The 23,917-nt window shown below is 36.2% G+C and carries 25 protein-coding genes; 19 read left to right on the forward strand and 6 right to left on the reverse strand.

Features of this window, described 5'->3' with window-relative positions; genetic code table 11:
* Positions 1–61: 61 nt before the first annotated feature.
* The 3 genes from hisS to AC2JF9_RS01060 all read left to right on the forward strand — a co-directional run bounded on the left by hisS (position 62) and on the right by AC2JF9_RS01060 (position 3,825).
* Positions 62–1,348 carry a histidine--tRNA ligase gene (hisS, locus tag AC2JF9_RS01050; protein ID WP_500724830.1) on the forward strand — a complete coding sequence of 429 codons (1,287 nt, stop codon included), beginning with the start codon at positions 62–64 and terminating at the stop codon, positions 1,346–1,348.
* Positions 1,349–1,350: 2 nt separating this feature from the next.
* The gene (gene aspS, locus AC2JF9_RS01055; protein WP_500724831.1) at positions 1,351–3,198 is read left to right on the forward strand and encodes an aspartate--tRNA ligase; all 1,848 of its coding nucleotides are present in this window, start codon (positions 1,351–1,353) and stop codon (positions 3,196–3,198) included.
* A 129-nt stretch (positions 3,199–3,327) separates the two neighbouring features.
* Positions 3,328–3,825, forward strand: coding sequence for an NUDIX hydrolase (locus AC2JF9_RS01060; protein ID WP_500724832.1), 498 nt, complete (start codon positions 3,328–3,330; stop codon positions 3,823–3,825).
* Positions 3,826–3,861: 36 nt separating this feature from the next.
* Here AC2JF9_RS01060 and tpx read toward each other — a convergent pair whose 3' ends face one another.
* Positions 3,862–4,356 (reverse strand): thiol peroxidase, encoded by a 495-nt coding sequence (gene tpx / locus AC2JF9_RS01065; protein WP_500724833.1) that lies wholly within the window; start codon positions 4,354–4,356, stop codon positions 3,862–3,864.
* A gap of 91 nt (positions 4,357–4,447) precedes the next feature.
* Positions 4,448–5,632: an aminotransferase class I/II-fold pyridoxal phosphate-dependent enzyme gene (locus tag AC2JF9_RS01070; protein ID WP_500724834.1), complete on the reverse strand. Its 1,185-nt coding sequence runs from the start codon at positions 5,630–5,632 to the stop codon at positions 4,448–4,450.
* Between the two features lie 148 nt (positions 5,633–5,780).
* On the opposite strand from AC2JF9_RS01070, the gene msrB reads away from it, so the two are divergent.
* Entirely contained in the window at positions 5,781–6,212 is a 432-nt protein-coding gene (gene msrB / locus AC2JF9_RS01075; protein ID WP_500724835.1) for a peptide-methionine (R)-S-oxide reductase MsrB, read from the forward strand.
* A gap of 45 nt (positions 6,213–6,257) precedes the next feature.
* On the opposite strand, the gene AC2JF9_RS01080 is transcribed toward msrB, so the two are convergent.
* The 3 genes from AC2JF9_RS01080 to AC2JF9_RS01090 form a co-directional block, all read right to left on the reverse strand.
* Entirely contained in the window at positions 6,258–7,136 is an 879-nt protein-coding gene (locus tag AC2JF9_RS01080; RefSeq protein ID WP_500724836.1) for a YitT family protein, read from the reverse strand.
* Between the two features lie 149 nt (positions 7,137–7,285).
* Positions 7,286–7,828, reverse strand: a complete 543-nt coding sequence (gene msrA, locus AC2JF9_RS01085) for a peptide-methionine (S)-S-oxide reductase MsrA (RefSeq protein WP_500724837.1) — start codon at positions 7,826–7,828, stop codon at positions 7,286–7,288.
* A 137-nt stretch (positions 7,829–7,965) separates the two neighbouring features.
* A complete protein-coding gene (locus tag AC2JF9_RS01090; RefSeq protein ID WP_500724838.1) occupies positions 7,966–8,793 on the reverse strand; it encodes a pyruvate, water dikinase regulatory protein in 828 nt (275 codons plus the stop codon).
* 191 nt (positions 8,794–8,984) lie between these two features.
* Here AC2JF9_RS01090 and rpsU point away from each other — a divergent pair, with 191 nt between their 5' ends.
* The 10 genes from rpsU (at position 8,985) to rpoD (ending at position 19,099) form a co-directional block, all read left to right on the forward strand.
* A complete protein-coding gene (rpsU, locus tag AC2JF9_RS01095; RefSeq protein WP_046306945.1) occupies positions 8,985–9,161 on the forward strand; it encodes a 30S ribosomal protein S21 in 177 nt (58 codons plus the stop codon).
* Between the two features lie 145 nt (positions 9,162–9,306).
* Positions 9,307–9,750, forward strand: a complete 444-nt coding sequence (locus tag AC2JF9_RS01100; protein WP_500724839.1) for a GatB/YqeY domain-containing protein — start codon at positions 9,307–9,309, stop codon at positions 9,748–9,750.
* A 21-nt stretch (positions 9,751–9,771) separates the two neighbouring features.
* A complete protein-coding gene (locus AC2JF9_RS01105; protein ID WP_500724840.1) occupies positions 9,772–10,728 on the forward strand; it encodes a PhoH family protein in 957 nt (318 codons plus the stop codon).
* Positions 10,728–11,252 carry an rRNA maturation RNase YbeY gene (gene ybeY / locus AC2JF9_RS01110; protein WP_500724841.1) on the forward strand — a complete coding sequence of 175 codons (525 nt, stop codon included), beginning with the start codon at positions 10,728–10,730 and terminating at the stop codon, positions 11,250–11,252. Before AC2JF9_RS01105 ends, ybeY begins: the two co-directional genes overlap by 1 nt.
* Positions 11,252–12,160 (forward strand): GTPase Era, encoded by a 909-nt coding sequence (era, locus tag AC2JF9_RS01115; RefSeq protein WP_500724842.1) that lies wholly within the window; start codon positions 11,252–11,254, stop codon positions 12,158–12,160. Before ybeY ends, era begins: the two co-directional genes overlap by 1 nt.
* A gap of 2 nt (positions 12,161–12,162) precedes the next feature.
* Complete coding sequence (gene recO, locus AC2JF9_RS01120) at positions 12,163–12,918, forward strand: DNA repair protein RecO (RefSeq protein ID WP_500724844.1); 756 nt, start codon at positions 12,163–12,165, stop codon at positions 12,916–12,918.
* Positions 12,919–13,159: 241 nt separating this feature from the next.
* Positions 13,160–14,077 carry a glycine--tRNA ligase subunit alpha gene (gene glyQ / locus AC2JF9_RS01125; protein ID WP_500724845.1) on the forward strand — a complete coding sequence of 306 codons (918 nt, stop codon included), beginning with the start codon at positions 13,160–13,162 and terminating at the stop codon, positions 14,075–14,077.
* Positions 14,070–16,139: a glycine--tRNA ligase subunit beta gene (gene glyS / locus AC2JF9_RS01130; protein ID WP_500724846.1), complete on the forward strand. Its 2,070-nt coding sequence runs from the start codon at positions 14,070–14,072 to the stop codon at positions 16,137–16,139. The genes glyQ and glyS overlap by 8 nt, the downstream gene beginning before the upstream one ends.
* A 22-nt stretch (positions 16,140–16,161) precedes the next feature.
* Positions 16,162–17,964, forward strand: coding sequence for a DNA primase (dnaG, locus tag AC2JF9_RS01135; protein WP_500724847.1), 1,803 nt, complete (start codon positions 16,162–16,164; stop codon positions 17,962–17,964).
* Between the two features lie 13 nt (positions 17,965–17,977).
* Entirely contained in the window at positions 17,978–19,099 is a 1,122-nt protein-coding gene (rpoD, locus tag AC2JF9_RS01140; RefSeq protein WP_500724848.1) for an RNA polymerase sigma factor RpoD, read from the forward strand.
* 96 nt (positions 19,100–19,195) lie between these two features.
* Here the strand turns inward: rpoD and AC2JF9_RS01145 are convergent, their stop codons facing one another.
* Complete coding sequence (locus tag AC2JF9_RS01145) at positions 19,196–19,636, reverse strand: 8-oxo-dGTP diphosphatase (protein WP_500724849.1); 441 nt, start codon at positions 19,634–19,636, stop codon at positions 19,196–19,198.
* 141 nt (positions 19,637–19,777) lie between these two features.
* On the opposite strand from AC2JF9_RS01145, the gene AC2JF9_RS01150 reads away from it, so the two are divergent.
* The 5 genes from AC2JF9_RS01150 (at position 19,778) to AC2JF9_RS01170 (ending at position 23,909) form a co-directional block, all read left to right on the forward strand.
* On the forward strand, positions 19,778–20,467 hold the full coding sequence (locus AC2JF9_RS01150) for a tRNA (adenine(22)-N(1))-methyltransferase (protein WP_500724850.1): 690 nt from the start codon (positions 19,778–19,780) through the stop codon (positions 20,465–20,467).
* Positions 20,454–21,251, forward strand: a complete 798-nt coding sequence (locus AC2JF9_RS01155; RefSeq protein ID WP_500724851.1) for a Nif3-like dinuclear metal center hexameric protein — start codon at positions 20,454–20,456, stop codon at positions 21,249–21,251. Before AC2JF9_RS01150 ends, AC2JF9_RS01155 begins: the two co-directional genes overlap by 14 nt.
* A gap of 16 nt (positions 21,252–21,267) precedes the next feature.
* Complete coding sequence (gene pepT / locus AC2JF9_RS01160) at positions 21,268–22,515, forward strand: peptidase T (RefSeq protein ID WP_500724852.1); 1,248 nt, start codon at positions 21,268–21,270, stop codon at positions 22,513–22,515.
* A 324-nt stretch (positions 22,516–22,839) separates the two neighbouring features.
* On the forward strand, positions 22,840–23,193 hold the full coding sequence (locus tag AC2JF9_RS01165; RefSeq protein ID WP_500724853.1) for a GntR family transcriptional regulator: 354 nt from the start codon (positions 22,840–22,842) through the stop codon (positions 23,191–23,193).
* A gap of 11 nt (positions 23,194–23,204) precedes the next feature.
* Positions 23,205–23,909 (forward strand): ATP-binding cassette domain-containing protein, encoded by a 705-nt coding sequence (locus AC2JF9_RS01170; protein ID WP_500724854.1) that lies wholly within the window; start codon positions 23,205–23,207, stop codon positions 23,907–23,909.
* Positions 23,910–23,917: the final 8 nt, after the last annotated feature.

The raw sequence follows: 23,917 nt of genomic DNA on the forward strand, positions 1-23,917 counted from the left end.
CTAATTCAGAGCGCCCTTGATTCTTATTCAAGGGTGCTTTTTTATTAAAAAGGATGATTAAATGAGAGTTCAAAGACCAAAGGGAACAGTTGATATTTTGCCAGACCAATCTGGTTCTTGGGAAAAAGTTGAACAAATACTGCGTGATTTTTTTAAGCAGGCTAATTATCGGGAAATTCGAACACCTAGTTTTGAAAATTATGAAGTCTTTTCCCGTTCTAGTGGCGAAACTTCAGATGTCGTTGAGAAAGAAATGTATGATTTTAATGACAAAGGTGGACGACACGTTGCTCTTCGCCCAGAAGGAACAGCTGGGGTAGTTAGAGCGTATGTTGAAGATAAGCTATATGCTCCAGAAATGGTTAAGCCTTATAATGTCTATTATATTGAATCATTTTTTCGCTATGAAAGACCACAAGCTGGTCGCCAACGTGAATTTCACCAAATTGGCATTGAAAGTTTTGGTTCCAAAAATCCATTAGCTGATGTTGAAACAATTGTTTTGGCTCATGATTTACTAGCAGAACTTGGTGTTAAAAATTACGAATTACACATTAATACCTTGGGTAATGCTCAGGCTCGGCAAGATTATCATGATGCTTTAGTTGATTACTTTAGACCATTAAAAGAGCAATTATCGGACGATTCTAAGCGTCGATTAGAAAAGAATCCACTGCGGATTTTAGATTCTAAAGATGAACAAGATAAACAATTTTTACCAAATGCCCCTAAAATAATCGATTATCTTAATGATGATGCAAGAAAGAATTTTAACGAAATTACGCAGATGCTTGATCAACTCGGCATTTCATATACAATCGATAATGATTTAGTTCGTGGATTAGACTATTATTCAGGAATTATTTTTGAATTCCTGGTCAATGATCCTAGTTTATGGGAATCTGCTACTGCGATATTAGGTGGCGGTCGTTATGACAATCTTGTAGAAGAATTTGACGGACCGGCAACTCCTGCAGTTGGCTTTGGAATCGGTGAAGAACGATTAATGTTGGTACTACAAAAACAGAATCCAGATTTGTTTAAAGATCAAGGAATCGATTTCTTCATCGCTAACATTGGTGACGGTACTGAATTAAAAGCAGTAGAGTTCGCGCGTTCGCTACGTAGTCAGGGCTATAAAGTACAATATGATGTTGACCAAAAGAAACTTAAAGCGCAGTTTAAAAAAGCTGATCGTGTAAATGCAAAGTATGTGATTACTCTTGGGGCAAGAGAATTAACCAATGGAGTTCTAAATATTAAACGGCTTACTGATGGAAAAACGCGAGAATTAAAACTTGCGGACATCGCTAACATGAAAAGTATCTTGAAAGAATTAAAGGATTAGAAATGGAACTGAGAACAAATTATTGCGGTAATATAACTGCTGAATATATTGGAAAAGATTTTAACTTATACGGTTGGGTGCAACGCGTACGAAATCTTGGTAATCTTGTATTTATTGACTTGCGTGATCGTGAGGGAATCGTTCAGGTTGTCATTAATCATGATTCAGGTCAAGAGCTAATGGAAATAGCTGATTCTCTTGGTAATGAGTACGTTATTCAAGTTAAAGGAAAAGTTGTAAAGCGCTCAAGTGTTAATTCGGACATGAAAACTGGAGAAGTTGAAGTTGAAGCCAGTGAAGTCGTTATCTTGAATAAGTCTCAAGTACCACCTTTCGAAGTTAAAGATGACGCTGAAGTCAGCGAGCAGACAAGGCTAAAGTATCGCTACCTTGATTTACGTCGACCGAATTTACAAAAAGCAATTATTTTAAGATCAAAAATTCTTCAAGCAACTCATGAATACTTTGACCAAAATGGTTTTATTAACATTGAAACTCCTATTTTAGGTAAATCTTCGCCAGAGGGAGCTCGAGACTATCTAGTTCCTTCGAGAATCTATCCCGGTAGCTTTTATGCCTTACCGCAATCTCCGCAGTTATTTAAGCAACTTCTCATGGGAGCAGGTTTTGACAAGTATTACCAATTGGCAAGATGTTTCCGTGATGAAGATTTGCGTGGTGATCGTCAACCTGAGTTTACGCAAATTGACTTGGAAACTTCTTTTACGGATGAAAAGCAAGTTCAAAATTATACTGAAGGCTTATTAAAGAAAATCATGAAAGATGTCATGGGAATCGATTTAAAGACACCGATTGACCGTATTTCATGGGAAGATGCGATGAATAACTACGGAACAGATAAACCTGATATTCGTTTTGATATGTTAATTCATGATTTAAGTCCAATTTTTAAAAATAGTGATTTCAAAGTTTTTTCTAATGCAATTGCAGACGGTGGTTTCGTTAAAGGAATTGCGGTTAAAAATGGTGCTCAGGCATATTCACGTAAGCAAATTGAAAAGAAACAGGAATATATCAAGCGTTTCCATGCTAAAGGTCTGGCTTGGGTAAAATTTGAAAATGGCGAATTTTCAGGTCCAATAGCACGCTTTTTAACTGAAACAAATCAGATGGCTTTAATCAAAGAATTTAGTTTGACTGGAGATGAACTCATAGTATTTGTTGCTGACAAATGGAAGGTTTGTTGCGACTCACTTGACCATCTAAGGCGTGAATTTGCTAAAGAAACAAATATTATTCCAAAACACGAGTTTGATTTCGTTTGGATAGTTGATTGGCCATTATTTGAATATGATGAAGGTCTAGGTAGATGGATTGCTGCCCATCATCCATTCACAATGCCTGATGATGAAGGTATTGCTTTATTAGATACTGATCCGCATAAGGCACATGCTCGTAGTTATGATATTGTTATGAACGGTGATGAACTTGGTGGTGGATCGATACGTATTCACAAGCGCTCAATCCAAGAAAAGATGTTTAAAGCACTTGGCTTTACCAAAAAGCGTGCTTACGAACAATTTGGTTATTTGCTTGAAGCTTTAGACATGGGATTCCCACCACATGCCGGCTTAGCAATTGGTTTAGATCGTTTTGCAATGTTGTTAGCTGAAAAAGATAATATTCGCGATGTTTTAGCTTTTCCAAAGAACGCCAATGCTTCAGAACCAATGATGCATGCTCCAGCACCAGTTGCTGAGCAACAACTATCTGATCTTGGAATTGAGATTGAAGACCAATATCAGGAAAGTGTCGCTAAAACTGATGAGGACTTGCAAAAACAAGCTGTTAAAGACTATGCAAGTCATTCAACTTGGAAAGAAAATTAGAGATAAATATCAAAAAAAGCCTGAACTAAGAGTTCAGGCTTTTACTTTGGTTTTATGTATAGTACTTTTTCTCTTCTTATATGTTATAGTTAAATCTCATTATTAACTATGTTTTTAGGAGAAATTAATATGTCAGGTAACTTTCATCGTGCTTTTGGGTGTTATGGGATTGGAAACAGAAAAGAACTAGTTGTAATTAAAAAGTTAGGTGGTCCCTATATCAATCGTTATGACTTACCGGGTGGAAGTCTTGAGGATGGGGAAGAAATTGATAAAGCTGTAATTCGCGAAATAAATGAAGAAACGGGTTTAATAATTTTGCAGTATGAACAAGTCGGGGTCACTTCTTTTCGCTATCCCTGGAATTATAAAAAATGGCATTATAACCAACACATTTGCGTTTTATATGATATTAAGAAAATTAAAGGAGAGCTTCAACCCGAAGTGCGCCAATTTAAGGGTCAGGATTCTCTTGGAGCAATTAGAATAAATTTGGAAAAACTGACTATTGCTAATTCCTCACCCTTAGTTATTTTAGCGAAAGCTTTTTTAACTAATAAAAACACTTTTACTTTAGCAGATCAGACTTTTGCAGAATGGAAAGTACTCGATCAACCGGCTTTCTAAATATAAAAAGGCAACTTTTTGGTTGCCTTTTTATATTTATTTTAAGTTAGTTAAAAAGTCTAAAGCTGCATCATAATTAGGTTCATGAGTCATTTCAATAACCAATTCTCGGTACAATATTTTCTTGTCGGAATCAATAATCCAAATACTTCTTGAGTCAACATTTGCTTCTTTAATATAAAGTCCCATTTTCTTTCCAAAATCAAGATTTTGGTCAGATAGAAGTTTCATGTTGGTAACGTCTTCAGCAGCACACCAATCTTTTTGTTCCGCTGGCGTATTAGTTGAAATGGTATAGAAGTTAATATTTCCGTATTTATCAACCTCGCCATTAAAACGCTTTGTGGAGATGCTGCAGACGCTAGTATTAATATTGGGAACTACACTAATTAATGTTGGCTTAGTTATTAAATCGCTTGTGGTAACCAAGGTGCCATCAGCTTTACTGACTTTAAAATCTGGCATTTTCTGATCAACAACAGGTGGTTCACCATTGGTAGACATTGGTTTATCAAATCTTGTAATTTGCATTTTTTTGGCCTTTCTTTGATTAAAGAACAATATTATATTTTAAATTTTAAACTAATTTTTACTAATGAACCTAATAATAAGCACTTTATTTTTAAAGAGCCTCAACATAGTCAGTAATTCGGTCAATTGCAGTTCTTAAGTCCTCTTCAGAATAGGCATAGGAGAGGCGAACAAAGCCTTCGCCACCTTCACCAAAGTATCTTCCTGGTAAAACTCCAACTTTAGCCTTTGCAGCTAAATCATTGGCAAAAGCTACATCGTCTTCGCCAAACTTACCTGGAATTTTAGCAAAAACATAGAAGGCACCTTCAGGTGTAGCCATCTTAAAGCCATTTTTTTCCAATCCTTCTTGAACAATTCGGAGACGACCAGCATAAATACTACGTGCTCTAACGTAGTCTTCCTCACCATTATTTAAAGCTTCCGCAGCTCCAATTTGAACGTTGTCGGTAACAGCAGTAATCATAAATGAATTTACTTTAATAATTGATCTCATAATTTCTGCAGGAGCAGCTATGTACCCAATTCTCCATCCAGTCATGGCAAAGTTTTTGGATAAGCCAGACACCAGAATGGTGCGCTCAGGAATTATCTGAGCTAACGAAAAGTGTTCCTTATCACCATATATCAATTCCGCATAAATTTCGTCACTTAGTGCATACAAGTTGTAATCATTGATAACCTTGGCTAAACTTGCTAATTCACTTCTTTCGTAAACGCGACCGGTTGGATTAGAAGGATCTGTTATAATAATTGCTTTGGCACCTTTTCCTTCATGTTCCATTACTCTTTTCAAGGTTTGACCATCAAGAATAAAATTATTATCAGAGGTATCCACTTCAACTGGAACGCCACCTGCCATTCGGATAATACCAAAGTAAACACCCCAAACTGGAGTAGGGACTATAACTTTATCTCCGGGGTTTAAAATTGACATGAAAGATACGTTCAGCGCTTCAGTAACTCCAACTGTTGCGCAAATTTCAGAACTAGGGTCATAAAAAACGCCTAGACTTTTGTCAAGGTAGTTGCTGACTGAATTTAAATACTCTTCTTTTCCTGCTTCTGGTGCATAATGAGAATCATCTTGAGCGATGTCGTCCATCGCGGCCTTTTTTATATGCTCTGGTGTTTTCAAATCTGGCTCACCAACAGTCAGTTTGATCATTCCAGGAATTTGGGAAATCCGATCACTAAAAGCGCGAATTTCAGATTTAGGTATTTTATTAATTTCTGTATTGATTTCTTCAGATAAACTTTTTGCTAAAGTTGGCATAAAAAGGACCTTTCTTGTATTTTTGTTCAGGTATAATTATAACCCAGTATTAGTTCTACGGAAGTTTAAATTAGTATTAAATTATTGAGCTGCTTTTAAGGTTTTTAATAGAAATTCTGTTATAGTTACTTTGAGGCGGTGATTAAATATGGATCAAGAAGAAAAGAGTAAACGCATAGAAGCCTTAACTGATGAGCAATTCGAAGTTACTCAGCATGCTGCGACAGATTATCCCTTTAAGGGGAAATACGATGACTTCTATCAAAAGGGCATATACGTCGATGTAGTTTCTGGTGAGCCATTGTTTTCAAGCGAAGACAAATATGATTCAGGCTGCGGTTGGCCAAGTTTTACTAAGCCAATCGAAAAATTGGTTTATAATCGAGACCAGTCGTTAGGCATGGAAAGAACAGAAGTTAAAAGTCCCCATGCTGATTCTCATTTAGGCCATGTCTTTACGGATGGCCCAAAAGATAAGGGTGGCCTAAGATATTGCATCAATTCTTCAGCATTAAAGTTCATTCCTTTCAATCAACTTGACCAAGAAGGATACGGCGAATACCGCAAATTATTTAATTGATTAAAATAAAAAACTGCACCTTAGTTGTTAGGTGCAGTTTTCATTTTAAACTATCTCTTGTTCCTTAAAACTACCATAAACTCGTTCAACTTCGGTTACGCTCATAAAAGCATACGGATCACTCTTTTTTACGATTTGAAGGATGTCATACATATCATAACGATCAATCACGGTAATCAAAACTTTTTTTTCGATATGGCTATACGCGCCTTCAACGTCATGAAAAATGGTTATACCACGGTGCATTTTTTCTTGAATGCCATCAATAATTGCTTGTGGTTGTTCAGTAACAATCGTTACTTGGAGTTTTTGATGTTGAGTATAAACGCCGTCAATTACCCGACCGTTAATAAAAATTGTTAAAGCAGAATAGAGGGCACGATTCCAGCCAAAGGTAAACCCTGCGGCCACAATAATGACTAAATTAATTAGAATATTTACTTTTCCGTAACTTGCACCAGTTTTTCTCCTAATTACTATCCCGATAATGTCCAGTCCACCAGTAGATATTCCATTTTTTAGAGCGAAGCCAGTACCCATGCCGTTGATCATTCCACCAAAGATTGCACAAACTAGCGGGTCGACTTGCATATTAATTGGGTGAATTGCGCGCATCATAATTGAACCGAGAATGACGGTAATAATCGTAAAAAAAGTAAATTTATGACCAATTTTAAACCACGCAAGTAAAAGCAAAGGCAAGTTTAAAGCTAAATATAAGACTGAAGTTGAGAAGGTGACTGGCAAAAACCTTTCACTTAAGGTATTAATCAATTGGGCAAAGCCGGTAATTCCCGACGAATACATATGACCAGGCTGCCAAAAAAAGTTTAACGCAACTGCAACCGCTATTGAATAAAAAAGTGATGCCGAAATTTTCGATAATAGATTGTAACGCCGATTAAATGTGTCAAGTTGATCCATTTAATTATAAACCCCTTCACCTAAAGCCTGCACTCGTTAGAGGAGAGCACACTGATAAACTTAGTAAAATGCTTATTTAATAAAGTCCGTAAATATACTAGCACCATTTTGATAATCCGTGAATGTCAAAATTAATAAACTATTTTATATTAATTCCAATGTTTATTAATAAAGTCAGCTCGACCGCCAGCTTCTTCAAGTTGGTAGCGTTCAGGATCCTTCTTGTAAAAATCTTGATGATATTCTTCAGCCAAATAAAACGGTTGAGCGGGTTCAATTGCAGTAACAATTGGTTCAGCAAATTTTTTGCTGTCTTGTAACTGCTGCTTTGACTTTTCGGCTGCTTGCTTCTGAGCAGGAGAATTATAATAAATAACCGGACGATAATTTTGTCCGCGATCCTGAAATTGACCAGCAGCATCCGTTGGATCAGTGACTTGCCAATAATATTCCAGAAGTTTCTCATAGGATATTATTGCTGGGTCAAATGTTATTTCAACGGCTTCAGTATGGCCAGTCTCTCCAGTAGAAACTTGTTCGTAGGTGGGATTTTTTACGTGACCACCGGTATAACCAGAAACAACTTTTTCAATTCCAGGTAAAGAATCAAAAGGTTCAACCATACACCAAAAACAACCACCCGCAAAAATTGCCGTGTCAAAGTTTGAATTAGTGTGATTTTTATTTGACATTCGCATCACGCTTTCTTTAGTTCAAGGTATTGAACAGATTCTATTTCAGAAACTTAAATTATGCAATTATTGTGCTTATATAAAGGGTTTTGAAAGAAAATTCAAAACTCAAAATTGCGACTCGCAAAAAATTATTTTTAATCCTCAATACCAAGATGATTCAAAATTAAGGCTGCTGTTTCTTCAATAGAACGATGAGCAACATTAATTACGTAACAACCAAGCTTATCGTAAAGTTTTTTTGCAGAATCAAGTTCAGCTTTAATCGCATCAGTATTTGAATAGGTTGTGTCAGGATTTAAGCCATAAGAAATCATTCTTTGTCGTCTAATTTCATTTAACACAGAAAGATCGTTAGTTAAGCCAATAATTTTTTTAGGATCAATTTGGTAGATTTCTTTAGGAATGTGAGTATCTGGAACAAGCGGCAAGTTTGCCACTTTTAAATTTTTGTTGGCAAGAAAAAGCGACAACGGTGTTTTCGAAGTTCTTGAGACACCTAATAAGACAACATCTGCCTCTAAAAAGCCCTTAGGATCTTTACCATCATCATACATAACAGCAAATTCCATTGCCGAAATTCGATCAAAGTATTTTTGATTCATTTTGTGCTGAGCCCCAATTTTCTTTTGAGGATGGAGACCAGTAGTTTTTTGGATTGCCTCCATTGAAGGTGAAAGTATGTCAACGGTCTCAATATGGTGCTCGCGACCAAAGCGAATGACTGGAATCTGCATTTCATCTTTTGCCAAGCTATAAATAATTATCAAATTTGGAAATTGTTCAATTTCATTAAAAGTTTCGTCGAGCTTTTCTTTATTAATAATAAAAGGGTAACGACGATAATTTATTTGAGCCTCTGGGAATTGGGCAGCGGCTGCAACTGCATTGTTAAAGGCAGTATCGCCAGCTGAATCAGATATAATTACAATATTTACCTCTACTTTAGGTGTTTCTTCAACCATTATTTGCTCCTTGTTTTTGTTTTAATTATACAATTTAACGAACTTCTTTTACAGATTTAGTATAAATAAATGAAAAAGAAATAATTTTTTTAAAAAAATATCGTTCGTTTGTATTGACCGATTAGTGTGGTTTGATATAATTTAAATAAATGCATGGCGGTAACGTCAAGAAATGGAAGGAGGGATCACATATGGCCAAGACAGTCGTTCACGAAAACGAGTCTATTGATGATGCTCTTCGTCGTTTCAAACGTTCCGTTTCAAGAAGTGGTACTTTACAAGAATACCGTAAGCGCGAATTTTACGAAAAACCTAGTGTTCGTAGAAAGCTGAAGTCTGAAGCAGCTCGCAAACGTAAACATTATTAATCAAATAGAAAAAGACATCTATCATTAGATAGTTGTCTTTTTTGTTTTTGAAAAACAAGCTTAAGCAATCTAATTGTTTTTTATCAATTAACGATCAGAATTTGGTATAATTTACATAGATTTTGGTTAGAAAGAAGGAGTTACTTTGAATTTATCAGAACAAATTGCATCTGATTTGAAAGATGCTATGAAAGCGCGTGATAAGGTTAAGCTAAATACCGTGCGGATGATCAAGTCAGCCCTTATGAATGAAAAAATTAAAGTTGGACATGAATTGAGCTCTGACGAAGAATTAACCGTACTTAATCGCGAAAAAAAGCAACGTGAAGAATCCATTGCTGAATTTACGCATGCCAACCGAAATGATCTAGCAGACGAAACCAAGCAGGAATTAAAAATTGTCGAAAGTTATCTGCCTAAGCAACTTTCAGCCGAAGAACTTAAAGAAATTGTTGCTGATACAATTAAAGAAGTTGGCGCAACCGGAAAGTCTGATTTTGGTAAAGTCATGAAAGCAATTATGCCTAAAATTAAGGGCAAAGCAGATGGAAAAGCAGCTTCTGCTACCGTACGCAATCAACTAAATTAATCAAAAAAGGAGCAGAGTTATTTGACCCAAACCACTTTTATACCTAAGAATCCTGGAAATATCCAAAAATTAGTTGGAGTTAACGACAGTAATCTTTCTCTTTTAGCTGAAGGATATGATGTCAGTGTAGTTGATACCGGAAATCAGATTGAAATTGAAGGTAATGATACTAGTGCAAAAAAGGTACTAGCTGTACTGAAAGCGCTGGATGACATTGTGAGCATTAATATTAACATCGGTGCTACTGATGTTGTTAGTGCAATGAAAATGGCTGATAAAGGTACAACTGAATACTTTCCTGACCTGTATAAACAGATTTTAATTCGAGATGCTAAAGGCAAACCGATTAGAGTAAAAAATGTGGGTCAAAAGAACTATGTAGATGCAATAGCCAAAAATGATGTTGTATTTGGTATCGGACCTGCTGGTACCGGTAAAACTTTCTTGGCGGTTGTTTGTGCAATTGCTGCTTTTAAAAAAGGAGAAGTTTCTCGAATTGTTCTTACCAGACCTGCAGTTGAAGCAGGTGAATCGCTTGGTTTTTTACCTGGAGATTTAAAAGAAAAAGTCGATCCATATTTAAGACCAATTTATGACTCTCTATATTCAATATTGGGAACAAATACTACTGACCATTTAATGGAAAGAGGGATTATCGAAGTTGCACCGTTAGCATATATGCGTGGGCGAACACTTGATGATGCCTTTGTTATTCTTGATGAAGCACAGAATACCACTGATGCGCAAATGAAGATGTTCTTAACTCGTTTAGGATTTAATTCAAAAATGATTGTTAATGGTGACATGACTCAGGTAGATTTGCCGGGTAAACAACGTAGTGGCTTAATTGATGCTCAGCATATCCTAAAAAACATTGAACAAATTAAGTTTATTCATTTTTCGGCAAATGACGTAGTGCGTCACCCAGTTGTTGCCAAAATTATTAGTGCTTATGAAAAGGAAGAAGAACAGAATTAATGACGCCAATTGATATTACCTATAATGATGAAATTGGTTTTTTGGATAATCAAGAAATAGATTGGAAAAAGTGGATTTTTGACCTACTTATACTCGCCAAAAAAGAAATCAATCAAAAAAGCAATCTGGAAATGAGTATTAATTTTGTCGATGAAACGCGTAGTCAAACAATTAATAAAAAATACCGTGAAAAAGATCGACCAACTGATGTTATTTCTTTTGCAATCGAAGATGGTGATGATTCAATCGACTTTTTAGCATTTGGCCAAGACCCAGATTTTCAAGAGGATATTGGTGATTTGTTCATGTGCCCAAGTGTTATCCAACGACATAGTAAAGAATATGGCACCGGGTGGAAACGAGAATTTGGCTACACTCTTGTTCACGGCTTTTTACACTTGAACGGTTTTGACCACATTGATTCAGAAGAAGCTAAAACAATGTTTAGAATTCAGGGTAAAATATTAGAAGAATACGGCTTACCATTATATCCAGAACAATTAGATGAAGGCAGAGGTAAATAATGGCTGAAGAAAAGAAAAATAAATCTGGTTTTGTGGCTCTTGTTGGTCGACCAAATGTCGGTAAATCAACACTAATGAACTTTCTGGTAGGACAAAAAGTTGCAATTACTTCTAATAAACCACAAACTACCAGAAACAAAATTTCTGGTATTTATACCGCTAATGATATGCAGGTAGTTTTTGTTGACACTCCAGGAATTTTTAAACCTCGCTTAGAACTTGATGACTATATGGATAAGGCTAGCATCTCAAGCTTAAACGATGTTGACCTCGTTTTGTTTATGATTGAACCTGAGAAAATGGGAAAAGGTGATCAGTATATTGTTGACCTTTTAAAGAAAGTAAAAGTGCCAGTTTTATTACTAATTAACAAGGTTGACCAAGTAAACCCTAACGATTTATTGCCAATAATTGATGATTATCGCAAATTAAATATTTTTAAAGAGTTTTTGCCAATTTCTGCAACTCAAGGTATTGGGATTCAGGACTTAATTCAGGTTTTACGTGATTATCTTCCTGAAGGTCCTGATTATTATGATCCTGAACAAATTACTGACCGGCCTGAATACTTTCTAGTAGCAGAGCTGATTCGCGAACAAATATTAAAATTGACGGCTGAAGAAGTTCCCCATGCGGCTGCAGTTTGGGTTGAACAGATGAATAAGCATGAAAAAAACAAACTCCAAATAGAAGCTACAATTTATGTTGAAAAAAGTGGTCAAAAAGGAATCATTATTGGTAAAAAAGGTAGCATGCTTAAGCAAATTGGAATCAATTCGCGTCGTCAAATTGAAGACTTATTAGGAGAGAAAGTTAACCTACACTTATGGGTTAAAGTGCAACGCAACTGGCGCTCGGATCCTAGATTTTTAAAGCAAATTGGCTACAATTCTAAGGACTTTTCTTAAAAATGACTCGTGAGCTTAAAGAAGTTCAGGGAATTATATTTAAGCGCCAAAAGTACCATGAGGCTGATTTACTGGCTAAAATTATGACTAAAGATAGCGGTATAATCACAATGATTGCGCGGGGCGCATTAAAACCTAAATCAAAATTAGGAGCTAGTTTGCTCAACTTCTCGTACGGCACTTATGTTATTTATTACTCCGGACAGGGACTAAGTAGTTTGCGAACGTATAAAGGAGTCAGACAATTTGATGGCATTTTTACCGATTTAGCCAAAAATGCTTATGCGTCTTTTATACTAGACCTAGTGGACCACGCCTTTAGTGAATATCAGAATTTAGGTACGTACTACGACTTAACTGAGTTTGCCTTGCAGAAAATTGATGCCGGTGTTGATTCTGAGATGATTACACAGATGGTTCAGATGAAACTTTTATCAGCATATGGAGTAGAGCCTCAAATGCATCATTGCGTTGTTTGTAGTGAACAACAAGGCGATTTTGATTATTCCATTAAACTAGGTGGAATTTTATGTAGTAAACACTTCTACGCTGATACAACAAGATTACGTTTAAAACCGAAAGAAACTTCAGTTTTACGAACAATAGCACTTTTGCCTACTAGACGATTGGGGGCAATCAAACTTAATAAAGAAACCAAAAAGGCAACAAGAAGAGCAATAGATCTAATATATCAAGAAACGATTGATTTAAACTTAAAAACTAAGAAATTTCTTGATGAGCTTAATTTGTTTGACTAGCACTTTAGGTTAGAGCCTGTTTATGATAAAATATAATTGTATTTTGACAATGATGAGGATTTAAAAAGTACTAGTGCAGCGAGTGTTAGATAGTGCAAGGACACATAGGAAAAGGCACCTCTAGTCAAGCTAATTGAGAGCAGGGAGTTTTTCCCTGAATTAGGGTGGAACCGCGATTAGATCGTCCCTATGCAAGTTTTGCATAGGCTTTTTTTATGGCCTGATGCAGGGAGGAACAAAAATGGCAAACAAAAAACTAACAATTCAAGACATGATTTTTAAACTAGAAGAATTCTGGGCTTCTAAAGGTTGTATGGTAATGCCTTCATATGATGTTGAAAAGGGGGCAGGTACTATGAGCCCTTATACATTTTTGCGTGCTGTTGGTCCGGAACCGTGGGCAGCTTGCTATGTAGAACCTTCTCGTCGTCCAGCTGACGGTCGTTACGGTGATAATCCCAATCGTTTATTTCAGCACCACCAATTTCAAGTTGTAATTAAACCTGCGCCAAAGGAAATACAGCAATATTACTTAGATAGTCTAAAAATTTTAGGGATTAATCCACTTGAGCACGATATTAGATTCGTCGAAGACAACTGGGAAAATCCCTCAATGGGGTGTGCTGGAGTTGGCTGGGAAGTCTGGCTTGATGGAATGGAAGTAAGCCAGTTTACTTATTTCCAAACTGTCGGAGAGCTAGACGTTAAGCCAACGATGAGTGAAATCACCTATGGTGTTGAACGCCTCGCTTCGTACATACAAGATGTTAATTCTGTTTTTGACTTAGAATGGGGCAATGGGATTCTTTATCGCGATATATTTAAAGAGGCAGAATACGAAAATTCTAAATATGCATTTGAAGAATCAAACCAAGAAGACTTGCTCAATTTCTTTGAAGTATACGAAAGAACTGCAAAAGAACTAATTGGTTTGAATCTGGTTCAGCCTGCATATGATTATATCTTGAAGTGTTCGCAAACATTCAATTTACTTGATGCTCGCGGTGCAGTTTCCGTCACTGAACGCGCAGGATATTTGGCAAGAATCAGAAATTTAGCTCATGAAGTAGCGGTCTGTTTTGTCGAAGAGCGTGAAAAAAGAGGCTTTCCGCTGTTGAAAAATGCTGAAGAAAAGAAAGCGGGACAAGAAAATGGCTAAAGATTATTTATTTGAAATTGGTACTGAAGAGATGCCTGCGCATGTTGTTACGCGCAGCGTTAAGCAATTAGCTGAAAGAACTCGAAAATATTTAAAAGAAAATGGTCTAAGTTTTAAAGATATCAAGACCTTTTCTACGCCACGTAGACTTACAATTTTGGTTGAAGAACTGGCCGAAAAGCAGAATGATATAGATGAAGTTAAAAAAGGACCAGCTAAGAAGATAGCTTTAGATAGTGATAAGAACTGGACAAAGGCTGCTGAGGGTTTTGTTCGTGGTCAGAGTATGACTACCGATGACATCTACTTTGAAGAACTTAAGGGCACGGAATATGCCTATGTTCACGTCAAAAAAGAAGGGAAAAAAGCAAACGATATACTTCTTGGCATGAGCGACATCATTAAGTCAATGACTTTTCCAACCAAAATGCGCTGGGGAAACTCACAAGACTTTGAGTTTGTTCGGCCAATTCACTGGCTAGTATCTTTATTTGGTAACGAAATAATCCCAGTTAAAATCCTTGATATTACTGCTGGTCGCAAAACTGAAGGACATCGTTTTTTAGGTGATTCTGTTGTTTTAGCTAATACTGCTGATTACGAAGAAGCGCTAAAGGATCAATTTGTGATTGTTGATGCCGACAAACGTAAAGAAATGATTGTCGACCAAATGAATGATTTAGTTAAACAACATAATTGGCAAATTAAAATCGATGAAAACTTGCTAGAAGAAGTCACTAACCTAGTTGAATACCCAACTGTTTTTTCAGGTTCATTTGATGAAAAGTACTTGAAGATGCCTCAAGAAGTTTTGATAACATCAATGAAGGATAATCAACGTTACTTTGAGGTTTACAATCAAGATGGTAACTTAATCAATTACTTTATTTCAGTCAGAAATGGTAATAAGAATTATCTTGAAAATGTGGTTTCAGGCAATGAAAAAGTTCTAGTTGCTCGTTTAGATGATGCGCAATTCTTTTATGATGAAGATCGTAAATATCCCCTAAGCCATTTTGTCGATAAATTAAAGAATGTTTCTTTCCACGATAAAATTGGTTCAATGTCTGAGAAAATGAAACGAGTTCAAATAATTGGGGATATACTGGCTAAACGCTGGGGGTTCGACGAACAAACTATTGCAGATTTTGATCGAGCAAGTGAACTGTATAAATTCGATCTTGTTACTCAAATGGTGGGAGAGTTTGCTGAATTACAAGGCGTAATGGGTATGCACTATGCTATACTCGCTGGAGAAAAAGAAGATGTTGCTGTTGCAATCAAAGAACATTACATGCCAACGACTTCTGAGGGAGAGCTTCCTAAAACAACCGTTGGTTCTCTCTTATCAGTGGCTGATAAATTGGACACAGTTATTACTTTCTTTGCCGCTGGAATGATTCCAAGTTCTTCAAATGATCCGTATGCTCTTCGGCGTTACGCCTATGGAATTGTTCGCATTCTACTTGAACAAAAATGGTCGCTACCATTCAATGAGGTTTTACCTGAAATAGTTTCAGCACTTGAAGGTAAAACTCCAGCAAAATTACCAAAAACAAACGATCAAGATAATGAAATTGCATCATTTGTTAGAGATCGAATTAATCAGTATTTACAAAAGAATAACTACCGATATGATATTATTGATGCTGTTTTGGCATCTAGTCAGCAAGATCCAATTCAAATTTTAGCGGCTGCAAATGTTCTACAATTACACCATGACGACGAACAATTTAAGCCTGTAGTTGAAAGCCTCATTAGAATTAATAATATTTTGAAAAAAGCAAAATACAAGGGCAAGCATGCGGTTAATCCAGACTTATTCGAAAGCGACAGCGAGACCGAATTATATCAAGGCGTTAACGCATTACAAACCGTCACTAATTTGACCGAATTGTATAAAGGGTTTGTAAAATTAATGCCAATAATTGAGTTGTACTTTAATACCAACATGATTATGGATAAAGATGAAGCGGTTAAAAATAACCGCTTAGATCAGCTTAGCTCAGTCGCTCAACTAGCTGAGCACTTGGGTGATTTAAGCAAACTGGTAATCAAATAGTTTGATAAAGGTAGGTGAAAAAATGGCTGGATTAATACCTGAAGAGACAATTACTAAAATTCGTAATAATGTCAATATTGTAAATGTAATCAGCCAATATGTTTCACTTGAAAAAAAGGGCAAGGATTTTATTGGACTTTGTCCTTTTCACGAAGAAAAAACCCCATCTTTTACCGTTAATGAAGGCAAACAGTTCTTTAAGTGTTTTGGATGTGGTAAAGGCGGTAACGTTTTCACTTTTCTAATGGAAAAAGAAAATCTGACCTTTCCTGAGAGCGTTCAAAAAGCAGCTGAATTTGCGCATATTGAAATTGGCGAATTTAGTAATCATCAGCCTAAGTACTCCAACATTTTAATTAAAATCAATGAGGATGCTGCCGATTTTTATCATCGTGTACTAGTTTCAACAAACGCGGGTAAAAGAGGACTTGATTATGCCCATAAACGCGGACTTGACGAAGAAATAATTGATCACTTTCGAATTGGTTATGCGCCAAAACAAAATAATCTTTTATTAACGTATTTGCGTGGTAAAGATTACCAAGATGAAGACTTAGCTGCAAGCGGCTTATTCGTTCAGTCAAAAAAAGGCGAAATGTTTGACCGTTTTCGCGATCGATTAATGTTCACCCTTACCAATGAAGGCAGTTATGCTATTGGTTTTTCGGGACGAAGGTTATCAACTGATAAAACAGAAGCCAAATATATCAACAGTCCGGAAACTAAAATTTTTGAAAAGTCGAAAGTTCTTTTTAACTTTGCTGAAGCTAAAAAAGCCGCTCGTGTGGAAGGACACTTAGTTCTATATGAAGGTTACATGGACGTGATTGCTGCCTACCAGGCAGGAGTAAAATCAGGTATTGCTTCAATGGGCACCAGTTTGACGGATCAGCAAATATATATGATTAAACGAATTACCAAAAACGTTATTATTAACTATGATGGTGATGAACCAGGAGTCCATGCCGAAGAACGTGCAGTAAAATTGTTTGACAAAACAGGTGGATTTGACCTCGGAATTGTCATTCTTCCAGAGAAACTTGACCCTGACGAGTATGTAAAAAAGTATGGTGAAAAGAAGTATCAAGACGAGATTAAAGGTGCATTAACTCCTACCGATTTCTTTCTTAAACGGCTTGCTCAAAAATACAACCTGGACAACGATCGCGAAAAGTTAACCTACTTAGATGAAGCTGTAAAAGAGATTGCCCAACTTACAAATCCAGTGGAACAAGATTTATACTTAGATAGAATTTCGCAGCAACAAGGCGTTTCAAAGGATTCCTTAAAAGTAAATCTTGTGAAATATCGTCGGCAGTTGAATGCCGCAAAGCAACACCAAGGCAATCAGTTTGCACCTTCACCAGAATTTTCCGGCGATATTTCACTTGAAAGTGACATTGAGCAAAACACAGTAAATGATCCGGTGCAAACACGACTTTTATATTTGTTTTTACATTCCGAGCATGCACGTGATTATTTAATTAAGCAAAAGTTCTTATTTCCGGATCAAGATTATCAAAAATTAGCGGAATTATGGTTAAATTATAGTAAAGCAGAAAAAAAATCAACTGTTAATGGGTTTTTAGATTTTATTCCTGGACAACTTCAAGGTATAATAGTTAATGCTGAAATGACAGACATGCCTCAGGATTTTTCTGACCGTGAAATTGATGAGCAAATTAACGCTTTAAAAAAGCGCCAAATTAACGCAGAGCTTAGTAAATTAATGAATAATTTGCAAGACGCCAAAAGAAAAATGGATACTGATGAGATTATTTCCATTACTCAAAAAATTTTACAGTTAAAAAGAATCCAGGGTTAAAGGGGGGCTTATAGTGGTAGAAAAGAAAAGCACAAACAAGAAAGAACAGCCATCTTTAGATAAAGTGGTAAAGGAAGTTGTCAAAGCTGTTAAAAAAGAAAAGGCAATTACTGAAGATGAGTTTGTTGACCGTCTTGTCAAGCCCTACAAACTGCAGGGTAAAGCAGTTGATCAGTTAGTTCAAGAATTTGAAGACAATGGTATCAGTATTGTTGATGAAGACGGTGAACCATCTAAATTAGCTTTGAAAAAGCAAAAAGATGTTGAAAAAGCTGAATTAAAGGATATGTCAGCTCCGTCAAGCGTTAGGATGAATGATCCCGTTAGGATGTATTTAAAGGAGATAGGACGTGTTCCACTTCTTAATGCTGATCAGGAAATTTCATTGGCAAAGAGAATTGAAAAAGGCGACGAAGAAGCTAAACAAGAATTAGCTGAAGCTAATCTTCGATTAGTCGTTTCAATTGCCAAGCGCTATGTTGGTCGTGGTATGTCTTTCCTTGATTTGATTCAAGAAGGTAATATGGGACTAATGAAGGCGGTTGACAAGTTTGATTATAGCTTGGGCTTTAAGTTCTCAACTTATGCAACTTGGTGGATTAGACAAGCAATTACCCGAGCAATTGCTGATCAAGCGCGTACAATCAGAATTCCAGTTCACATGGTGGAAACCATTAATAAGTTAATCAGAATTCAAAGACAGCTACTTCAAGATCTCGGTCGCGAACCTACTCCAGAAGAAATTGGTGCCGAAATGGATATGCCAACAAGCAAAGTGCGCGACATTCTAAAAATTGCTCAAGAACCAGTTTCACTTGAAACGCCGATTGGTGAAGAAGACGATTCTCATTTGGGTGACTTTATCAAGGATAAAGATGCTACAAGTCCGGAGCAACATGCTTCATATGAAATGCTTAAAGAACAGTTGGAAGAAGTACTCGACACTTTAACTGATCGAGAAGAAAACGTGCTGCGACTACGTTTTGGACTTGATGATGGTAGAACCAGAACTTTGGAAGAAGTAGGCAAGGTCTTTGGCGTGACCCGTGAACGGATTCGTCAAATTGAAGCCAAAGCACTTCGTAAGTTACGTCATCCTAGTCGATCAAATCAATTACGAGACTTTTTAGATTAGAATAATTAAAAAAGACATTTCGCTTTATGCGAAGTGTCTTTTTTGTTAGGAAAACGTGCTTTAAAGTAGCTCAATATGACTGGTAGAAGATAGTTTTTAAAACAGTTCGTCTCTTTCATCATCAAGAATGTGCTCATCAATGTTTTGATTAAAATAAACAAGTAAATCTCGGTCAAAGTTATAAGCAAGTTTTTCGTTTAACAGTTCTTCTTTGGTCATCCAAGTTAATTTACCTTCTCTTGAAGCCTTAACTTTCCCACTAAAATCAGTTGCAGTATAAAAAAATACAATATAACGATGATCATTTTCATCATAAAATTGTTTAATTCCTGAAAGTTTTGGATTAGTAATTACTAAATTAGTTTCTTCTTTTACTTCTCGAACAACTGAATCAAAAAAAGACTCATGGGCCTCAACATGTCCGCCAGGAAAAGTTAAGCCAGGCCAGTATGGATCATTGCGATTTAAAACTAAGATTTTATTATTATCTGTAATCATGCACATATTAGTTAAAGTTACAGGTTCAGTTCTGTCCATTAAAAAGCCCCTCTCCTTAAAAACAAGTTGCTTTCATTATATGACTTTTAAAGAGTAAAAATATAGTAGTTTCTAGTTATTTTTCACAAACTATCATTAGATTATGCTAAAATTTTTTATACAAAGAAAGTAGGCTATAAAGTGAATTTACGTTTAAATACTTTAGCAAATATGGTTGGCGCCGGTAGTCGGATTGCTGATATCGGTACTGACCACGCATACTTGCCAATTGAACTTGTAAAATCTGGTAAAGTTAGTTTTGCAATTGCAAGCGATGTTGCCAAAGGACCCCTTGAAAATGCTAAGCAGGACATTACTAAAGCAGGCTTAGAAAATCAAATTGAAACTCGGCTTGGTGCTGGTTTAATGACTATAAAACCGCAAGACAATATAGACACTGTCGTTATCGCCGGAATGGGTGGAAAATTAATAACCCAGATTCTAGATGACGCTTGGCAAAATAGTTTACAGTTTGAAACGCTAATTCTTGAGCCAAATGTAGGCGAATGTGGTGTACGTAAGTGGCTTACTAGTCATAAATATCTAATCGAAGATGAAAAGATTGTTGCTGAAGCTGGTCACGTATACGAGCTCATAAAGGCGCAAAAATATTCCGCCATCGTCAAACTAACTTCTGAAGAATTATATTTTGGCCCAATTTTACTGAAAAATCGAAATCAGGTTTTTTATCAAAAATGGCAAGGACAACTAGAGTATCAGCGTAAGCTACTAGTTAATCTCAATAAAGCCAAGCATAAAAATAAAACCCTTATCAACCAAGTAGAGCGTCATATTGAGATGATTAAAGGAGCATTAAATGACCAAAGTTAAAGATATTGTTCTAATTCTACAAGCAAACTTTCCTGAAGAAATCGCAAGTCAAGGAGATCCCGTTGGAATCCAAATTGGTTCATTAGAACAAAGAGTTACCAAGCTAATGACGACTTTAGACGTACGTCCGCAAGTTGTTGAAGAAGCAATTAAAGAAGGAGTGGACTTGATTATTAGCCATCATCCTTTAATGTTTCACCCTGCAGCAAATTTAAATTTTGCGAATCCACAATATGAAATGTACGGTAAAATAATTGCTAATGGTATCACGGTATACTCTATTCACACTAACTCCGATAAAGCGCAAGGCGGATCAAGTGACTGGCAAGCTGAAGAATTAAGACTAACCGAAGTCGAACCGTTTTGTTTAGATGACGATGGAATTGCCATTGGTCGTAAAGGTAAACTCCCACAACCAATGTCTGCGTATGATTTCGCCTATTATGTTAAAGACAAATTGAAGGTTAAAATGGTACGCCTGATTGCAGCAGATAATCAAAAAGAAATTTCTACCGTTAGTTTTATTTGTGGTGATGGTGGAAAATACTGGCATAATGCAGTCGAAGATAACATTGATGCTTTTATTACAGGAGATGTTTATTACCATACCGGCCATGATATGATTTCAGCAGGCTTGACGGTCGTAGATCCAGGACATTATACTGAAAAGGTATTTAGTCAGAAAATCTACGAAAAAATAGTTAAATGGAATACTGAAAATTGTTGGAATATTAAAGTTATGAAATCTAAGGTTTCAACTAATCCGTTTCAGGATTTATTTTAGTATAGGAGAAAAGTAAATGGAGTATCCAAATTTATTACCAAGATTTATAAAATATGTCAAAGTTAACACGCGTTCCGATGAACATTCAGATCGTTTTCCTTCAACTAAACGTCAGGATGATTTTCAAAAACAAGTAATCATGAAAGATCTTGAAAAGCTAGGTTTAAGCGACGTCCACTATAACCCTGAATCAGGATGTGTAATTGCTGAAATTCCTGCAACAGTTGACTATGACGTGCCAGTAATGGGGTTTTTAGCTCATGTTGATACTGCTGATTTCAACGCAGAAAATGTTAAACCACAGATTCATGAAAATTATGACGGTAAGTCAAAAATCCGATTAGGTGATTCCGAATTTTATTTGGATCCGGAAGTATTTCCTAATTTGAAAAAATACCAAGGTAAGACTTTAATCACGACTTCTGGTGATACATTGCTTGGTGGAGACGACAAATGTGGGGTAGCTGAAGTTGTTACTTTAGCCGAGTATTTGCTTGATCACCCTGAAATTAAGCATGGCAAAATTCGCATTGGTTTTACACCTGATGAAGAAATTGGTATGGGCGCCCCTCATTTCGACGTGGAAGATTTTGGAGCAGAATTTGCGTACACTTTAGATGGAGCAGCGCCAGGGAAACTTGATTGGGGAACTTTTTCGGCCGCAACGTTTACACTTGATATTCAAGGAGTAAATGTACACCCATCAGTAGCTAAAGACCAAATGATTAATGCTATTCAAATCGGTATCGATTTTCAAAATCAACTGCCTAGCTCTGAAGTTCCTGAAAAAACAAGTGGGCGAGAGGGCTTTTTCCATTTAACTAACTTTCAAGGTTCAGTTGATAATGCTCAATTAGAGTACATTATACGTGACTTTGAGCGTGATGGCCTTGAGAACCGCAAAGATTTAGTTAAGGCAATTGTCAAAAAAATGAACGATGAGTTTGGAACAGAGCGCATAAAACTGACCATGAGAGATCAATACTACAATATGGCAGATGAACTGGAAAAGCACATGGATATCGTTAATTTAGCTCGAGACGCATATCGTAAAGAGGGACTTAACGAAATTAATGAAGATCCAATTAGAGGTGGTACAGATGGCTCGCAACTAACCTACAAAGGATTGCCTTGTCCAAACCTATTTTCTGGACAGGAAAACATGCATGGTCGCTACGAGTATACTGTGTTAGAATCTATGTATAAAGCCGTAGATGTCATGGTTGCCATGACGGAAATGAACGCCGCAAATAATCGCAAGTGAAACAAAACTGCGTAAAAAATCTTTTCTACAAATTTTAATTAAACTAAAAAAAGCTAAAATTAGTAAGGAAAAATGACCTTTAGACTAGTCGTTAAAATTATGCACATCTAGTATGATGGTAAAATAGAGCCCATAAAATCATTGATAAAATAGGTTTTACGGGCTCTTTAACTCTGTCTAGTCCAATTTAGCTAAGACGTGGAACACTTAACAATAAATAAAGATTTACAATCGTATAAATAAAAAGATTGCACAATAGGAAAAACTGCGCTATTATTACAGCGTATTAGAATTGTAATACAGCAAAAAAAGGATGGTGGACTTGTGGAATTCAAGGATAACATTCCCATTTATCTACAAATTAAGCAATATCTTTACCGGCAAATTGTTACTGGTGAACTAGAACCAGGGCAAAAAATCCCTTCTGTACGTGATCTTGCTGTTCAATTAACAGTTAACGTAAATACAGTACAAAGAGCATTGCAACAGATGAATGTTGAAGGTATCTTATATACAAAACGTGGTGAGGGCAACTTCGTCACTGAAGATGTTGACTTGCTAGAAAAAACTAAGCAAGACCTAATTACTGAGGAGCTAAGTAAATTTGTTCAGAGTATGCACGATTTAGGTGTTACGAATAATCAGATTACTAAAATTTTGACCGAGTATTTCAAGTAGGAGTGTATTTGATGGAAAATCTCTTAGACATTAAGAATTTAACCTATAAGAAAAATCAAAAAACAATTTTAGACAGTATCAATTTGACCTTAAAACCAGGAAAAATTGTTGCTCTTTTAGGCGAAAATGGGGCTGGAAAGACTACTTTGATGCGCGTGATTGGTGGTATTGCCAAGAATTACCACGGAAGTGTATGTTTAGCTGGCCAAGTAAAAGACTTTGAACGGCAAGCTCATTTATCATTTACGGACAGTTTGTCTGGATTTGCAGAAGGAAATAGAATTAATGGAATCGTTAACTTTTACGAAGTTATTTATGATGATTTTGATAAAAGCGAATTTGCGCAACTCCGCGATTTCATGAAATTAAACGACAATTTACGCTTATCCGAAATGTCTAAGGGAATGCGTGAAAAATTGATAATCGCACTAACTTTTTCTCGTAAAACTGATCTTTATCTTTTAGATGAACCATTTTCAGGAATTGATGCGATGGCACGCAAAAAAATTATCAGTTCAATCATTCGTTGGAAAACTGATAATGCAACTATTCTAATTTCCGATCATTTTGTTAATGAAATTGCGACAATTCTAGATGAGATCGTGGTAATCAAAGACAAGACAATATTCACCCATAAATCTACTGAGGAAATTAGAACTAATAATGAAAGCATTGAAAACTTTTATGAAAGCCTGTACGAAACGGAGGATGAATAATGTTTGGT

This window comes from Lactobacillus sp. C449L (assembly GCF_059900815.1).

Coding starts and splice junctions, on each gene's coding strand:
- dnaG (WP_500724847.1), top strand. CDS start 16,162: ATGGCTGGATTAATACCTGAAGAGACAATTACTAAAATTCGTAATAAT.
- hisS (WP_500724830.1), top strand. CDS start 62: ATGAGAGTTCAAAGACCAAAGGGAACAGTTGATATTTTGCCAGACCAA.
- AC2JF9_RS01060 (WP_500724832.1), top strand. CDS start 3,328: ATGTCAGGTAACTTTCATCGTGCTTTTGGGTGTTATGGGATTGGAAAC.
- AC2JF9_RS01155 (WP_500724851.1), top strand. CDS start 20,454: ATGACCAAAGTTAAAGATATTGTTCTAATTCTACAAGCAAACTTTCCT.
- msrA (WP_500724837.1), bottom strand. CDS start 7,828: ATGTCAAATAAAAATCACACTAATTCAAACTTTGACACGGCAATTTTT.
- tpx (WP_500724833.1), bottom strand. CDS start 4,356: ATGCAAATTACAAGATTTGATAAACCAATGTCTACCAATGGTGAACCA.
- msrB (WP_500724835.1), top strand. CDS start 5,781: ATGGATCAAGAAGAAAAGAGTAAACGCATAGAAGCCTTAACTGATGAG.
- ybeY (WP_500724841.1), top strand. CDS start 10,728: ATGACGCCAATTGATATTACCTATAATGATGAAATTGGTTTTTTGGAT.
- glyS (WP_500724846.1), top strand. CDS start 14,070: ATGGCTAAAGATTATTTATTTGAAATTGGTACTGAAGAGATGCCTGCG.
- rpsU (WP_046306945.1), top strand. CDS start 8,985: ATGGCCAAGACAGTCGTTCACGAAAACGAGTCTATTGATGATGCTCTT.
- glyQ (WP_500724845.1), top strand. CDS start 13,160: ATGGCAAACAAAAAACTAACAATTCAAGACATGATTTTTAAACTAGAA.
- AC2JF9_RS01070 (WP_500724834.1), bottom strand. CDS start 5,632: ATGCCAACTTTAGCAAAAAGTTTATCTGAAGAAATCAATACAGAAATT.
- AC2JF9_RS01090 (WP_500724838.1), bottom strand. CDS start 8,793: ATGGTTGAAGAAACACCTAAAGTAGAGGTAAATATTGTAATTATATCT.
- AC2JF9_RS01080 (WP_500724836.1), bottom strand. CDS start 7,136: ATGGATCAACTTGACACATTTAATCGGCGTTACAATCTATTATCGAAA.
- AC2JF9_RS01145 (WP_500724849.1), bottom strand. CDS start 19,636: ATGGACAGAACTGAACCTGTAACTTTAACTAATATGTGCATGATTACA.
- era (WP_500724842.1), top strand. CDS start 11,252: ATGGCTGAAGAAAAGAAAAATAAATCTGGTTTTGTGGCTCTTGTTGGT.
- recO (WP_500724844.1), top strand. CDS start 12,163: ATGACTCGTGAGCTTAAAGAAGTTCAGGGAATTATATTTAAGCGCCAA.
- aspS (WP_500724831.1), top strand. CDS start 1,351: ATGGAACTGAGAACAAATTATTGCGGTAATATAACTGCTGAATATATT.
- AC2JF9_RS01170 (WP_500724854.1), top strand. CDS start 23,205: ATGGAAAATCTCTTAGACATTAAGAATTTAACCTATAAGAAAAATCAA.
- pepT (WP_500724852.1), top strand. CDS start 21,268: ATGGAGTATCCAAATTTATTACCAAGATTTATAAAATATGTCAAAGTT.